Source organism: Cellulophaga tyrosinoxydans (assembly GCF_900176415.1).
Taxonomy (GTDB): domain Bacteria; phylum Bacteroidota; class Bacteroidia; order Flavobacteriales; family Flavobacteriaceae; genus Cellulophaga; species Cellulophaga tyrosinoxydans.
Genome location: NZ_FWXO01000003.1, coordinates 235,641 through 251,504 on the forward strand (window position 1 = coordinate 235,641; position 15,864 = coordinate 251,504).

Consider the following 15,864-nt stretch of genomic DNA (forward strand, 5'->3'; position numbering starts at 1 on the left):
CTTAAAAAAAAGGCGCAAGTTGAAAAAAATGCGCCTTAATTGTTTTAATTATTTCTTCTCGATTTTTGTTAAGTCAATTAATGTAAGTACTTCATAAGGTTCATTATCCTCATTTAGCAATTCTTCAGACTCATAAGTTACCTTAAAGGTACTACCAATTAGTTTTCTATCAGCTAAATTATATTTCTGACTTGCTTTTTCGTCAATATTTTTAAAAGCATAGGTACTAAAATCCTCCTCAGATGAAAAATAATACACTCCGTCATCTAATCCTTCGTAAACTATAGTAACAACAGTTTGATCTTGAATAGAGCTCACAAAAGAAGTCATTAAAAAGAAAATTGAAATCGCAATTGATTTTATCATGGTGTAAAAAAATTTATATTATTTATATATTAACAAAGACTTAGATATTATGCGCGTCGTACCTAGTACGAAAAATGCACCGTATAGATTAGGCTATGTTTAGCTATTCAATAGATTTAAGTGGAGATAAAACTAATACAGAGTCCTTTTTTCTGCTTTCAAACAGAATGGACGAATAGGAATAAAATAGTATTGAAATCTGTTCCTCTTTTCGGTTTTCCACACCATGGAATGCTTTTGAAATTGATTTCGAAATCTTCAAAAACCCGAATTTTAATAGTGTTGTCATCGTGCTCATCGCAAAGGCTTGAACACAAAAATTTAAGCAACAAATGACGTAAAAAAATCAATATCTTTTAAAAATATTTTAAAGAAAATAGGAGCTAAAAATTTATAGTAACTTTGACTAAAATTTAGCGCTATTTGTATACAATTATCGACATAGAAACCACTGGAAACGGTATTAAAGGGAACAAAATAACGGAAATTTCTATTTTTAAGTTCGATGGAAATGATATTGTAGATGAGTTCACAACACTCGTTAATCCAGAAGCTGAAATTCCTTATTTTATTACAAGCTTAACTGGCATTGACAATGCTATGGTTCGGAATGCTCCTAAATTTTATGAAATTACAGATGCTATTTTAAAAATAACGGAGGGAACCATTTTTGTGGCTCATAACGTTAGCTTTGACTATAACATTGTAAAACACGAGTTCAATACTGTAGGAATAGATTTTAATAGAAAAAAGCTTTGTACGGTTCGACTTTCTCGAAAACTAATACCCGGCTATAATAGTTACAGTTTAGGAAAACTATGCACTGCTCTAAACATTCCGCTAACAGACCGGCATAGAGCCAGAGGTGATGCACATGCCACCACCTTACTTTTTCAAAAACTACTCCATACTGAAGGTGCTGCAACAGTATTTAAAACGTTTTTAAATGCTCGCTCCCAAATAACCACATTACCACCAGGATTACCAAAGTCCGATTTTGAAAAACTCCCAAACAAACCTGGAGTTTACTATTTTAAAAATGCTAAAGGAAAAATTATCTATGTAGGGAAGGCTATTGATCTTAAAAAACGTGTGCTTAGTCATTTTTATGATAAATCAACTAAGGAGATTCAAATGTGCCAAGAAACTACCGCGATAGATTTTGAGCTTTCAGGAAGCGAAATTGTAGCATTATTAATGGAATCTGATGCTATAAAACATCATTATCCAGAATTTAACAGGTCGCAAAAAAGAAAAGTGGAGGCTTTTGGCATTTTTAGTTACGAGGATAGAAATGGTATCATACATCTTGCCTGGAACACCTTGAAAATGGCGCCTAATGCATTCTATACTTTATACTCTAAAACAGACAGTCGAATATTTTTGCAAGAGCTATGTAAGGAATTTAAGCTATGCCCTAAATTTTGTCATTTACAAGAAAACGTTAGTCAGTGTTCGCACTACGATATTTTAGCATGCGAAGGCATTTGCAGAGGTGAAGAACCCATTGAAATTTACAATGACAAGGTCAAAAAAGCCATTAATGCCATGCTACTCAAAAATGAAAACTACATTATTAAAGAAAAAGGTAGAAGTCATGATGAATCTGCCGTAATTGTTATACAGGAAAGCAGCTACATTGGCTATGGGTTTATTGAAAACGATGTTTCTTTGCAGCATTTAGACGATATACTCCCTTTTGTAAAACGACAAAAAAACACTTTTGAAACGGAGCGTTTAATTGCGAGTTATGTATCGAAAAATGGCACTAAAGTGTATACTTTTAAAGCGTAATCTTATTAAGATTCTTTCTTCTTTTCGCTATTGATAAATGCGATAATAATTAAAACTAATGCCACTACAACTGCAGCAAATATCCCAATCATAATAATACCATTATTCCAGTTTACTAAAGAGATTGCAAGTTCTTTCATCTAATTATATGTTTTTTTAAATTGATATGCTACCTGCATATTTTAGGCTAAAATAGTGTGGTTGAAATTTACTAAAAATGATAAAAATCAGGTTATACAAAAAAACCATCAGTAAAATACTGATGGTTTTTAGTATGCTCTAAAATTTGATTTTATAATGTGGTAGGACACACATAGTCCGTAACATTTGCTCCTGCAGATTTTAAGGCTGCGAAACCTCCTGCAACGTCTATTAAATTATGAATACCTCTGCTTTTTAATATTGATGCTGCAATGACAGATCTGTAACCGCCGGCACAATGCACATAAAATTCTCCTTTTTCAGGAAATTCAGCTAAATAATCATTAAGACTACTCAAAGGTGTGTTTTCAGCATCTTTTACATGTTCCGATTGATATTCTGTTTCTTTACGCACATCAAAGATTGGTAATTTCTTGGTTTTTAAGGCTTCTGTTACTTCCTCAGCAGACAACGATGTTATGGTATCATATTCCTTCGCTGCTTTTTTCCATGCGTCAAAACCTCCTTTTAAAAATCCTATAGTGCCGTCAAAACCAACACGAGATAATCGTGTAATAGCTTCTTCTTCTTTACCTTCTGGAGTTACCAATAACAATGGCTGCTCAACATCTGCAATTAAGGCACCAACCCATGGTGCAAAATCGCCATTTAAGCCAATAAATATAGAACGTGGAATGTGTCCTTTTACAAATTCGTTTTGATTGCGCACATCTAATACGATAGCACCAGTTTCATTAGCTGCCGTTTCAAAAGCATCTGGCGATAAGGCTGTTGCGCCACGCTCCAAAACCTCATCAAAATCTTCATATCCTTCCTTATTCATTTTTACATTTAAAGGAAAGTATTTTGGTGGTGGTAAAAGCCCGTCGGTAACTTCTTTAACAAATTCTTCTTTGGTCATATCCGCACGTAGCGCATAATTCATCTTTTTCTGGTTCCCTAAAGTATCCACCGTTTCTTTCATCATATTCTTTCCACAAGCGGAACCTGCACCATGTGCTGGATAAACAATAACATCATCAGCCAAAGGCATAATTTTAGTTCTTAAACTATCAAAAAGTAGTCCAGCCAATTGATCTTGAGTCATATGCGCTGCTTTTTGAGCTAAATCTGGGCGACCTACATCTCCTAAAAACAACGTATCACCAGAAAATATAGCATAGTCTTTTCCATTTTTATCCTTTAATAAAAAAGTAGAACTTTCCATAGTATGCCCTGGAGTATGCAACACTTTTATGGTTACTTCACCTAACTTAAATTCTTGTCCGTCTTTTGCTATTATTGCGTCAAATGACGGGTTGGCATTAGGTCCATAAATAATTGGCGCACCTGTTTCTTTGGCTAAAGTAACATGACCACTCACAAAATCGGCATGAAAATGTGTCTCAAAAATGTACTTTATTTTTGCCTTATCATTGTCAGCTCTTTTTATGTAAGGAGCTACTTCTCTTAATGGATCTATAATAGCAACTTCGCCATTACTTTCTATATAATAAGCGCCTTGCGCTAAACAACCTGTATATATTTGTTCTATTTTCATAATGCTTCTTCTTTAAAATATCTATACAAAAATACATCATTTCTACCCTTAAGTCAGTAACTAATGTTACACTTTAAACTGGTTTTGATGCGCTATTTTATCTTTTAAACTGGTTACAGAACTTGGATCATCAAAACAAGCAACAGCTTCTTTTATTTTTACAAATAAAAACTCTTTATGCAATTCATTAATAATACCGCTATTAAAAATAATATCTCGTGTGGGTCCAATAGCTCCAGCAATGTAGAATAATATATTCCTGTTATGAATTTCTTTTATAACTTTTGTAAGTGTTTGTGCGCCTGACGAATCTATATAATTAATTGCCTCCGCATTCAATATTACACCCTTAAGCTTAGGGCCCTTTTTATCGACTTCTTTCAATAATTGATTTTTAAAAAATGCTTCGTTGCCAAAGTATAATTGCGCATCAAACCTAACAATTAATAAATCTTCTCTATCTATTATTTCATCAGCAAAACGCAACACATTTTTATAATAATCGGTACCTGTGATATTTCCTAAAACTGCAAAATGGGGATTAGAAGTTCGGTAAACCATCAATAAAAGTGAACTTAATACCCCTATTAAAATACCTTGAGGAATACCTATAAATAAGGTGATAAAAAAAGTAATTAATAAAATTACAAATTCATCCTTACGCTTTGTCCATAATTGCCTAGCAGTGTTCAAATCGATAAGACCAATAACGGAAACCATGATGATACTTGCTAAAGCTGCTTTCGGCAAATAGTAAAACACTGGTGTTAAAAATAATAAGGTTCCTACAACGAGTAGCACACTAAAAAGAGCTGATAAATTGGTTTTTGCTCCCGCATCACCATTAATTGCTGACCTTGAAAAACTAGCCGTAGAGGAATACGATTGAAAAAAGGAACCTATAATATTAGAAACTCCCAATGCAATTAATTCTTGGTTTGGTTCTATGGTATCTTCGTCTAACTTTTCTTCCAGCGCTTTACCTATAGATATTGTTTCTAAATACCCTACCAAAGCCAAGGTTAAGGCAATAGGCCACAAATCATAAACCACATCAAAATTAAAAATGGGCATTTCAAAACTTGGCAAACCTGTTGGAATTGTCCCCACAATATGCACTCCATGATTTTCTAATTTCAAAAAAAATACTGCTAAAATACTGAGCACTACAACTACTAAAATAGCAGGAATGCGTTTGTCTATTTTCTTAAAGATAAGAATTATTGCAATCCCTGATAATCCAATGGCTAAATCGTAAAAATTGGTTTCTCCTAACTTTTGAAATACGTTAAGCACCATTTTTAAAAACTTATTACTATCTGCAACTGGTGCCCCAATTAAATGCTTTAATTGACTAAAAATAATAACTAATGCCGCCGCAGATGTAAAACCGCTAATTACTGGTTTGGATAAAAAATTAACTAAAAAACCCATTTTCAATACACCCAATAGCAGTTGTATGGTACCCACCATAAATCCTAGAAGTATAGCTATTGCAATATAGTTTTCGACACCCACGATACTTAAAGCTCCCAAACCAGCGGCTACCAAAAGAGAATCCATGGCAACCGGACCCACAGATACATGTTTAGATGTACCTAAAACCATATACATTAAAACCGGAATTAGCGCAGCGTAAAGACCATAAACTGGAGGCAAACCCGCAATCATGGCATAAGCCATCCCCTGAGGAACTAAAATGATGCCTACGGTTAGTCCTGCTATGAGGTCTTTAAGAAAATTGCCCTTTTTATAGTTAGGCAACCATTGCAATATCGGAATGAATTTTTGCATCCGTCAAAGTTATAGTAATTATATTTTCTTTAAAGTAACTTGTGTTACCAAAGAAATGTATCGGTTATTTACCAATGGAGATAAACATTTTAAACACCGCTTTTTCGTTTTTTAATCTTGTAAAGCCTTCGTGCAATTTTTCTTGTGCCACAGCATATGGATAGAATGTTATTGGCTCAATACAAATCATATTTTTAACTTCGGTCCAAAGCATAAAACTTCCAAACCCTTCAGTTTTAATGGCAATTGTATTTTTATCTTTCAGTTGTATTTTGTTGCAATTTTCTACCTCGTAGGCTCTGCTACCAACAGCCAAAACTTCATCAAGCGTTATTTTTTTATCCCTAGTTATAATGACAGGTTTTTCGGTCACCAAATTAAACGCAGGGTGATAGCCTAACATAAAAGGCATTTCTTGCTCCCCTTTAATTACAAAATTCACCTCTAAACCATCACTTGATAATTTAAAAGTTTTATTAAACTCAAAATCGTAGGGCCATTGCAAGAATTCTTGAGAAGATTTTGCAGGGAATTTTGAATTTTTTATTGCTGTTCCAGCTTTATATTCCTTTTTAAAAACAACCGAATTAGTAGTTGAAGAAACCAAGGTATATTCCATTTCTCGAAGCAAGCCATGTTGGTCTTGAACCGCCATACCTTTTGGCGTTTTAACCCTAAAATTAGCCTCTGCTGTTGGCCCTATTATAGGAAACATTTCAGTATCAGAATTTCGCCAACCTGGGTTACCTTTTTGATGAATATACTCATGATCATTCACTTTATAACTCACTAATTCTCCCGCTTCTATACGCGCTGATTGTTTCTCGAAAAATAAATTTATCATAGCATTACTGATTAATTAGTCTGTAAATTAAAATAGCAGTTCTTTTTGTTAAGGCTTCAATGGTATTTAAATTCACAGTCTCTTCTGGAGTATGTGCTCCAGTGCCCATGGTGCCTAAGCCGTCTAAAGCATCTACATATGCCGCAACGAAAGAGGTATCTGCAGCACCTCTTTTACCTGGATCGTACGCCATTACATTACCTTGTTTTAGATCTAAACTAACTTGATTTAATTGTTTTAAAAGTGCTAAATTTCCTTCGGATGCTTCCATTGCAGGGTAACTATCATCAAATTTTATTGTTGCCGTGGTATGTGGTAGATTATTTGCAACAATTTCACGCATTTTGTCTCTTGCATTTTCTTTTTGTTCTTCAGAAATAAATCGTAATCCTCCTTTAACAATAGCCGATTGTGCCACCACATTTGTTTTTCCAAAAGCATTGCCTTTGCCTGATTTTACATCGTAATCGATAAAGGTACCTCCAAGTAAAATACCCGGATTGAATGTGAGATTTTCTTCACCTTTTACCTCCTCGTAAAAACTATTAAGAATTCTGGACATTTCGAAAATAGCTCCTGCCCCAACGTTTTCACTAAAAATTCCCGAGGAATGTGCTCGCTTCCCTTTTACTTCTACTTCCCATCCAGAAGAACCTCGTCTTGCTACAGTTGCGTAGTTGAATCCTGTAGAAGTTTCAAAACCTAAAGCAATATCGCTTCGCTTTGCGGCATCTATTAAATCTTTTCTACTAATCTCTAATGGATCACCTGTACTTTCTTCATCACCTGTAAAAGCCACAATAATTTGTGCATTATTTAGCAGTCCATTTTCTTGCAATGCTTTCAGCGCATATAAAATAATAACATTACCTCCTTTCATGTCATTCCCACCAGGCGCATGAGCAATACTATCATTAATCATAACAAAATTCTGAAAAGGACTATCTTCTTCAAAAACTGTATCTAAATGCCCAATTAACAGTAGTTTTTTACCTTTATTTCCGTTTGTTTCCGCAAACAAGTGCCCTGCCCTATTCATTTCCATTGGCATATCAATCCAACTAGTTTTGAAATTGATTTCATCAAAAGCATCCTTAAAAACAAGACCTACTTTTTTAACCCCTTCAAGATTTAAGGTGCCACTATTAATATTTACAACCTCTTCTAGAAATTGTTTGGCTTCAGCATTATTTTTTTCTACCGATGCAATGATTTTTTTTTCAACTTTTCCAAGTTTTTGCGAAAATGCATTGCTTGAAAAAAACATTAAAAAACAAATGAATACGAACTTTTTCATATCGAAAATTAATTACAAATTATTTATGGCTTGATCTAACCAGGCAGTTCTTGCTGTTATCCAGCTCTCAATATATTCTATTTCTGCATTGTAGGTATTACCAATAAAATTATTTGGCCAAACATAAGTAGATAGAATATCCCATTTTTGAAAATTCTTTTCAATAGCTCCTGATTTGTTTAACACTGTTTCATAGGCAGAAATTTTACCTAAAATTGCATTATTAGATAAGCTAGTGCTACGGACTTCTACCCAACGATCTTGCAATTTTTGAACAAATGCAGGATCTTCTAATAACCTGTCCCACCAAAATGGTATTAACCAATAATCCCCTGAACAACGCTCATTGAATTTGTAAGCCCAGACATTTGTAGCAGCACCTTCGCAATAATCTACATTGCCAAAAGCCAGATTAAAATCCCATAAAGGGCCCATTTTTAGCTTTTCATTTTTTTCTTTCTGTAGATAGGTGCTCAATCTATAGCCATCTACATTATTAGAAAGTTCATTAAGAATAAAGAAATCTATAAAACTGTCTACATCAATATACGCTTGATACCCTAGAATTTCATCTTGAAACTGATCTGAGTTTAAAGCATTTTCAAAATCGCGAACATAAGTGCTTATATAGCTTTTTTGTTCTGATGTAATATCTTCAGCATCAGGATATTCATATAGAAAGTTAATTTCTTGACTAGCTGTTGCATTTCGCGGTGTATAGCTCGATTTAAAAGAATTTAGACTATTATACCCATTTTCTCCAAATGCATCAGATGCCGATATTTTATCAATTTTTAAAATATAACCTCCAGTAAGATCTTCTCCAGAATTTTCATCTTCTTTTAATTTATTTATATCAATACGATCGGATCCTCGCTTTAATTTTTCCATAAATACATACACTCCTCGATACTCTTCATTTATCTCTAGTTCTACAAACTCACTTCTACTAGCATAACGGCCCATATCTCGGGATAAATCATAAATAAGTTTATTACGGATTAATGATTTATCACTATAGGGACCATATAAAATCCAATCTTCTTCTTCTGGATAATTTAATAAAGGGACATTTAGATCTTCATTATTGGCATCACGAGTTTCGAAACCATACGATTTTTTAGGGAAAGCTAATGATGAAGAACCTCTAAATTCTATACCAATAGCACTCTCTTGAGAAAAGACGCCTTTAACATCGATTGTTAAAAATGCGTTTACTTTTGGTTCGTCCACAATAGTATTACCATTTGTATTGACCTTGAATAGTGGCAGCAAATCTTCTGTTGCAATTGGATTATTATTTTCAGAAGTGTTTTTATCATCTTTAGAACAGGCGACGAACCCTAATGTTAACAGTAACAAAAAGGTAATGGAAACTATTTTTTTCATAGTGTTTTGTTTAATTTAATATTAATCAAACTTTATTGCTTTTACTGGAGTAATTCTAGTAATTATATACGATGGTACAATTAGCATTAATAAGCATAAAACCATGACACCTATATTTAATAATACTATAGAAGTTAAATCTATGTGTACTGGAATGTATTCTATATAATACTCTTTAGGATTGGGAAATTTAAACATCCGGTATTTATCTTGTGCCCAAATAATACCTAAACCAATTACATTACCCAAAAACATACCTATACTTATTAAATAGGCCGCATTGTACAAAAATATTTTACGAATGCTCCAATTGGCAGAACCTAAGGCCTTTAATACGCCTATCATTGGTGTACGCTCTAAAATAAGCACCAATAATGCTGTAATCATATTGATACCACCAACAATTATCATAATTCCAATAATCAAAGCCGTGTTAAAGTCAAACAAATCTATCCATTGAAAAATATGCCCGTATTTATCTTTTATAGTTTTGGTATCGAGCGTAGAAAGGGTTTGCCCATAAATTTCTTTGCTTTTTTCATCTATATCATCAAAATCCTTTAAAAAAACTTCAAAATCTCCTATCTGATTTTCGTCCCATTTGTTCATACGTTGAATATGGCGAATATCCATAAAAACATATGTAGCATCAAACTCTTCAAAACCACTGTCGTAAATACCAACAATTTTGGATTTTTGTTGATTCGGCACTTTTGAAGGATCATTATCTCGAAGAAAAACAGACAAGAAGGTATCTCCTAACTTTAATTTAAGTCGGTTTGCCAATAATCTAGAAACTAATACATCATCGGTACGTTCGCCACTATAATCCGGAAGCTTCCCTTCTACCAAATACTCTTTAAAAACATCCCAATGGTAATCTTTGCCAACGCCTTTGGCTAAAATACCCTCTACCGTATCATCTGTTCTAACGATTCCCCCTTTACTGGCAACCGCTTGAATATGGTTAATTCCCTCAATATTTTTAAATTCCGGATAAAAATCTTGTTCTAGCGAAACGGGTACAACCGAGACATCTGAGTTATTATTATCAAAATTACTAATCTGTATATGCCCGTTAAACGCGGCTACTTTTTCTCTGATTTTCATTTTTAAACCATCGCCGGTTGCAATGGCAATTAGCATCATTACAATACTTATTGTAATAGCCGCTATCGCTATTTTTATTATTGGGGCCGAAATACTATTTTTATGGCCTTTACCAACCGAAAGTCGTTTTGCTATAAAATATTCTAAATTCAATTTATGATGCTTTTTCCTTGTCTCAAAAATACATTTTTATTATTGGTTTTGATGTTTTCTTCATGCGGAAAGGCAAAGAAGTCTACAATTGACACCCAAGAATCTTTAAAAATAAAAGTAGCACAGGTAATCGACACTCCTATTGTGGTTGCAGCTAACAAAACGGCAACTTACTTGCCCCTTTTGAAAGGCAAAAAAATAGCCGTAGTTGCAAATCAAACAAGTGTTATTTTCACTAAAAAAACACCAACACACCTAGTAGATTCTCTTTTAAGCTTGGGAATTTCCATAAAACACGTATTTGCACCTGAGCATGGTTTTAGAGGAGATGTAGATGCTGGAGAACATGTTAAAAATGGTATAGATCAGAAATCAGGTTTACCACTTATTTCCTTATACGGCAAAAACCGAAAACCAACGAAAGAACAACTTGCTGGAATAGATTTGGTTTTGTTTGATATTCAAGATGTTGGTGTGCGTTTCTACACTTATATTGCCACCTTACAACTAGTAATGGAGGTTTGCGCTGAGAATGCTATTCCTGTAGTGGTTTTAGACCGACCAAACCCGAATGCGCATTATGTAGACGGACCAACAATGGAAGCCGAGCATACTGGGTTCTTAGGAATGACAAAAATTCCCTTGGTATACGGAATGACTATTGGTGAGTATGCCAAAATGATTAATGAAGAAGGATGGTTAGAAGACGGCAAGAAAGCAAATCTTACTGTTATTCCAATAGACCACTATACACATGATAGTTTTTATAGTTTACCCATAAGACCTTCGCCAAATTTACCCAATGATTTAGCTATAAAATTATACCCAAGTTTAGGACTTTTAGAGGGGACTAACATAAATGCTGGTCGTGGAACAGAATTTCAATTTCAAAGACTTGGCGCACCATTTTTAGATAAAAATAACTATACATTTACTTATACTCCAGTGCCAAATTTTGGTTCTCAATCGCCAAAACATAATGGCAAACTATGTTATGGTTTAGATTTAACCAAAGAAGATACCTCAGCTTTAAATGCAGTTGATTTAAAATGGATTATTGACGCATACAATAGCACCAAGGATAAAAGTTTGTTTTTCATTACCAGTGGATTTACCAAACATGCAGGAACAGAGAAATTACAAATGCAAATTGAAGCAGGAATGACCGCCGAAGAAATAAGTAAAACCTGGAAGCCCGATTTAGAAAAATTCAAGATGATTAGAAGTAAGTATTTGATATATAAATAAACCATTTTTTCTTTTTAGAGTCACTTTTACAAAATCTTTTTGATGACAATTATTAAAGCAAGGATTGAACACGCAGAGCTTATATCAAAAATTGGGAAAGAATCTTTTTTACAAGCACACGGACATAGCGCCAGTAAAGTAGATATTGATGCCTATATAGCCAAAACTTATACTACTTCAGCTATAGCTGCGGAGTTGAAAAATCCAATCAACTTGTATCATCTTATTTATTTTGACAATCAAATAGCTGGATATTCCAAGATTGTTTTGAATCAAGCCAACGAAAATATTGACTCGAAAAACATCACCAAATTAGAACGGTTTTACCTTTTAAAAAACTTTTACGGTCAGAATTTGGGAGCCAAATTATTCGATTTTAATGTTGACGTATCCAAAAGCCATGGTCAATTAGGAATTTGGTTAAACGTTTGGGTTGAAAACCAAAAAGCAATCCGTTTTTATACCAAATGCGGATTTAAAAATGTTGGTTCTTATGATTTTAAAATATCGGAAAACCACACCAATCCCAACCATGTACTATTTTTAGAATATTAAGTAACGGTTATTCCTTAGCCGTTGTTGGTTTTCGATACTTATGGAAAGGTTGTTTTAAAAGTTAACCAATGTTACCATTTTCTATTTCGTCTGGGAAAGTGTCCACACCATAAACTATGTCATCGCGATCGTATTTCATAAACGTACCAAATAACCGATCCCAAATCGAGAAGATATTACCATAGTTAGAGTCTGTGTAAGGCAACACATAATGATGATGTACCTTATGCATATCTGGTGACACCAGTACCCAACTTAGTATATCGTCAACTTTTCTGGGTAGTTTTATGTTGGCATGTGTAAATTGGGTTGCTACTAATGATAATGATTGGTACAACATAACAATACCTATCGGCGCACCAACTATAATCACACCAAACAAGGTAAACACAAACCTAATAACACTTTCTATAGGGTGATGCCTATTTGCTGTTGTAGTATCTACATGATGATCTGTATGATGTACTAAATGCACCATCCATAAAGGTTTTACCTTATGCTCTGTAAAATGTGCAAGATAGGCGCCAAAGAAATCCATTAACAATAAACCAACCAACACATACGCCCAGAATGGCAATGGTATCCAATTGATAATTCCGAAATTGGCTTCAACGGTCCAATCACTGCTTTTTAATAATAAAAAAGCTAAGGCAAAATTTATCACAATGGTGGTCAATGTAAAAAATAAATTTGGTAGGGCATGCTTCCACTTTTTATAGTTGAACCTCACTAAAGGAATAGCGCCTTCTAATAGCCAAAAAAATGTGATTCCACCAACCAGTATTAAAGATCTATGGGCAGAAGGTATTGATTCAAAATAATTTATAAGTGCTTCCATAAACCTAAATATAGAAAATTTCATCGATACTTTGGCTTCTAATACTACTAACCAATACGCCTTTTCATTTCTTCAACTATATTAAAAGCTGCTGGGCAAATCGCCACATTTTTAATTGTTAGATTACTTATCTGTTGAAACTTTTTGCGGTCTGTATGCGGAAATTCTCGGCAGGCCTTTGGGCGAACATCATAAATAGAACAGTAATTATCTGCTCCTAAAAATGTGCATGGCACTTGTTTTAGTACATAATCGTTCTCTTCATCAATCCGCAAATACTGATCAATAAACTGCTGTGGTTTTTGCTTAAAATGTTTAGCAATGCGTTCTACATCAGCATTGGTAAATAATGGCCCTGTAGTTTTACAACAATTGGCGCATTCCAAGCAATCGGTACGCTTAAATTCTTCTTCATGCAGTTCTTGCATAAGGTAATCCAAGTTCTTTGGTGTCTTTTTCTTAAGCTTCGCAAAAAACTTTTTATTCTCGTTCTGTTTTTCTTTAGCGAGTTTTGGAAGTCGGTTTAAAAACTCCTCCATTACTTTAACATACTTAATGCTGTTTCGTATAAATCACGACTCCATCCTTCAGAAACTTTACCAATTTCAGCAGCTAAAATGGGTTGTTTTTCCATGATTTTTTTTCCTGTAGCAGAAGCATAAAATTCATTTACTTCCTGCTTTTGAGCCTCAGAAAGTTTGCTCCCATCTGCTACCAATTGTTTACCAGCATCGGTTAAATAAAAGGCATTCATACTTTTTATTTCTTCATGTGTAAAATTCTTTTCATAAACAGGAGCTAAAAGTGTAATCATTTCAGAAACATGTTTTTCTTTATTGGCATTCATATATTTCCAACCTTCAGCATTAGCCTCCGTTTCAGGAAACTGATTTTCCAACATCTTTAACAATTCATCATAAGCATAATTATACTGTTTTTCGGTACCATTATTTGCAATGTAGCTTACAACATCTTCTGAAAATGTAGTTTTTTGCGCACAACAGGTTATAGTTATGAATAAAAATAGCGCTGAAATTTTCTGTAATACGTTCATCTGGTAGTGTTTTATTTTTGTTTATAATTTAAATAGCTGAATTTTGCTGCAAATTACAAATTAAATGCAAACTGATATTTTAGGTGCTGCTGTTTTAGACTTTCAAAATGGGAAGTATACTTCGGATATTCAAACATTTTCTTCTTTAGATGAAGAAGATATAATCCCTATTCCCTATTTGTTTAGAAATCACAAAACAATGCCCAAACTAGAGCAAAAGGCCTTACAATTATGTAAAGGATCGGTTTTAGATATTGGATGCGGAGCAGGCAGTCATAGTTTGTATTTACAAGAAAAAGGCTTTAAGGTTACCGCTTTAGATGCTTCTGAAGGCGCTATTACAGTTTGTAAACTTCGAGGCATTAAAAATACTATTTCTACTGATCTCTATGATTTTAAAGGTGAAAAATTTGATACACTTTTATTGTTAATGAATGGCATTGGATTAGCCGGAAAACTTAATCAACTAAACACCTTTTTTACGCATTTAAAAACTTTGTTACAGCCAAATGGGCAGATTTTACTAGATTCAAGTGATATTTTATATATGTTCGAAGAAGATGAAGATGGCGGATATTGGATACCTGATGATATTGAATATTATGGTGAGGTAACTTTTGAAATGACATATAAAAACGCTAAAAGCAAACCCTTTAATTGGTTGTATTTAGATTACAATACCTTACAAAGAGCTGCAATTGCAAATCATTTAAATTGTGAATTAGTGGCAGAAGGCAAACATTTTGACTTTTTAGCTAAACTTACCTTAAATTTACAATAGAAATGTGCCGTCTACGTTAAGTTAGTTAATGCTGTAAAGAAAATTCTATGAAAAAAATCATTCCCATACTCGCCTTATTGTCTGTTTTTGTTTTCTTAAACTGTTCTAAAAGCAATAGTTCAGAGGAAGAAGTTACCAAAATTGATAAATCTACGAACCTTTTGGGCACTGGTGATTCGGCAGGTGATATTCTATCTAATACTAAGTATGATAAATTAATATTAGAAATTGGTTATGTACAAGGGTTTAAGCCCACCACAACTGCCATAGCTGATTTAATAGAATTTTTAAAAGAGCGCACTTTCAAAGAAAACATAGAAATTCAATATCAAGAACTTGACTCACCAGAGAAAGAAAGTCTTACTATTTCTGAAATTGATAAAATAGTTCAGGAAAACAGAACAGCGTATAACTCTGGTAGCACTTTGGCTATTTATATATATTTTGCTGATGCTCCTTCTGATGGTGATGAACCTGAAGCAGATTTAGTAACGCTAGGTGCAGCATTCAGAAACACATCAATGGTAATATTTGAATCAACCGTGCGTGAATTAGCAGGGAAGAGTATTTTAATTTCCACGGGTACAGTTGAAACCGCAACCTTAAATCACGAATTTGGTCATCTTTTTGGCCTCGTAAACATTGGATCGGATATGGTTAATCCGCATGAAGGTGAAATGGAAATTACTAATGATGATGGAACAACAGAAATTGTTCCTAGCCAGCATTGCAATCAAGATAACTGCCTAATGCGTGCGGAATTAGAATTCGCCAGTGCCATGGGAAAAATGTTAACCGCTAAAAACGGACAAGTTCCTGATTTGGATACCGAGTGCTTGTTAGATTTAAAAGCCAATGGTGGTAGATAAAATTGGTTGATGGTTGATGGTTGATGGTTGATGGTTGATGGTTGATGGTTGATGGTTGATGGTTGATGGT

General features: G+C 33.9%; 16 protein-coding genes. 5 read left to right on the top strand and 11 right to left on the bottom strand.

What is annotated here, in order from left to right:
• Window positions 1-48: 48 nt before the first annotated feature.
• Window positions 49-366, bottom strand: a complete 318-nt coding sequence (locus B8963_RS10595; protein ID WP_084061492.1) for a hypothetical protein — start codon at window positions 364-366, stop codon at window positions 49-51.
• A 423-nt stretch (window positions 367-789) separates the two neighbouring features.
• Between B8963_RS10595 and B8963_RS10600 the strand changes: the two genes are divergently transcribed.
• On the top strand, window positions 790-2,160 hold the full coding sequence (locus B8963_RS10600) for an exonuclease domain-containing protein (protein WP_084061493.1): 1,371 nt from the start codon (window positions 790-792) through the stop codon (window positions 2,158-2,160).
• A gap of 5 nt (window positions 2,161-2,165) precedes the next feature.
• Here the strand turns inward: B8963_RS10600 and B8963_RS16150 are convergent, their stop codons facing one another.
• From B8963_RS16150 to B8963_RS10630, 7 genes are all read right to left on the bottom strand, one after another.
• Window positions 2,166-2,300: a hypothetical protein gene (locus B8963_RS16150; protein ID WP_262487890.1), complete on the bottom strand. Its 135-nt coding sequence runs from the start codon at window positions 2,298-2,300 to the stop codon at window positions 2,166-2,168.
• A gap of 152 nt (window positions 2,301-2,452) precedes the next feature.
• Window positions 2,453-3,862, bottom strand: coding sequence for an MBL fold metallo-hydrolase (locus B8963_RS10605; RefSeq protein WP_084061494.1), 1,410 nt, complete (start codon window positions 3,860-3,862; stop codon window positions 2,453-2,455).
• Window positions 3,863-3,928: 66 nt separating this feature from the next.
• On the bottom strand, window positions 3,929-5,656 hold the full coding sequence (locus B8963_RS10610; protein WP_084061495.1) for a SulP family inorganic anion transporter: 1,728 nt from the start codon (window positions 5,654-5,656) through the stop codon (window positions 3,929-3,931).
• Window positions 5,657-5,720: 64 nt separating this feature from the next.
• Window positions 5,721-6,500 carry an aldose 1-epimerase gene (locus tag B8963_RS10615; RefSeq protein ID WP_084061496.1) on the bottom strand — a complete coding sequence of 260 codons (780 nt, stop codon included), beginning with the start codon at window positions 6,498-6,500 and terminating at the stop codon, window positions 5,721-5,723.
• A gap of 4 nt (window positions 6,501-6,504) precedes the next feature.
• The gene (locus tag B8963_RS10620; protein WP_084061497.1) at window positions 6,505-7,797 is read right to left on the bottom strand and encodes a M20/M25/M40 family metallo-hydrolase; all 1,293 of its coding nucleotides are present in this window, start codon (window positions 7,795-7,797) and stop codon (window positions 6,505-6,507) included.
• 12 nt (window positions 7,798-7,809) lie between these two features.
• On the bottom strand, window positions 7,810-9,186 hold the full coding sequence (locus B8963_RS10625; RefSeq protein WP_084061498.1) for a CotH kinase family protein: 1,377 nt from the start codon (window positions 9,184-9,186) through the stop codon (window positions 7,810-7,812).
• A gap of 21 nt (window positions 9,187-9,207) precedes the next feature.
• Entirely contained in the window at window positions 9,208-10,449 is a 1,242-nt protein-coding gene (locus B8963_RS10630) for an ABC transporter permease (protein ID WP_084061499.1), read from the bottom strand.
• Window positions 10,450-10,452: 3 nt separating this feature from the next.
• Between B8963_RS10630 and B8963_RS10635 the strand changes: the two genes are divergently transcribed.
• Complete coding sequence (locus tag B8963_RS10635) at window positions 10,453-11,697, top strand: exo-beta-N-acetylmuramidase NamZ family protein (RefSeq protein ID WP_394334734.1); 1,245 nt, start codon at window positions 10,453-10,455, stop codon at window positions 11,695-11,697.
• Window positions 11,698-11,739: 42 nt separating this feature from the next.
• A complete protein-coding gene (locus tag B8963_RS10640; RefSeq protein WP_084061500.1) occupies window positions 11,740-12,252 on the top strand; it encodes a GNAT family N-acetyltransferase in 513 nt (170 codons plus the stop codon).
• A 61-nt stretch (window positions 12,253-12,313) separates the two neighbouring features.
• Here the strand turns inward: B8963_RS10640 and B8963_RS10645 are convergent, their stop codons facing one another.
• Genes B8963_RS10645 through B8963_RS10655 form a run of 3 tightly spaced genes read right to left on the bottom strand, consistent with a single transcriptional unit; the run spans window position 12,314 to window position 14,144 of the window.
• Entirely contained in the window at window positions 12,314-13,090 is a 777-nt protein-coding gene (locus B8963_RS10645; RefSeq protein ID WP_084061501.1) for a sterol desaturase family protein, read from the bottom strand.
• A 47-nt stretch (window positions 13,091-13,137) separates the two neighbouring features.
• Complete coding sequence (locus tag B8963_RS10650) at window positions 13,138-13,629, bottom strand: YkgJ family cysteine cluster protein (protein WP_084061502.1); 492 nt, start codon at window positions 13,627-13,629, stop codon at window positions 13,138-13,140.
• The gene (locus B8963_RS10655; protein WP_084061503.1) at window positions 13,629-14,144 is read right to left on the bottom strand and encodes a DUF2059 domain-containing protein; all 516 of its coding nucleotides are present in this window, start codon (window positions 14,142-14,144) and stop codon (window positions 13,629-13,631) included. Before B8963_RS10655 ends, B8963_RS10650 begins: the two co-directional genes overlap by 1 nt.
• A gap of 64 nt (window positions 14,145-14,208) precedes the next feature.
• Between B8963_RS10655 and B8963_RS10660 the strand changes: the two genes are divergently transcribed.
• Window positions 14,209-14,925 carry a class I SAM-dependent methyltransferase gene (locus B8963_RS10660; RefSeq protein WP_084061504.1) on the top strand — a complete coding sequence of 239 codons (717 nt, stop codon included), beginning with the start codon at window positions 14,209-14,211 and terminating at the stop codon, window positions 14,923-14,925.
• A 47-nt stretch (window positions 14,926-14,972) separates the two neighbouring features.
• A complete protein-coding gene (locus B8963_RS10665) occupies window positions 14,973-15,794 on the top strand; it encodes a hypothetical protein (RefSeq protein ID WP_084061505.1) in 822 nt (273 codons plus the stop codon).
• Window positions 15,795-15,864 lie beyond the last annotated feature (70 nt).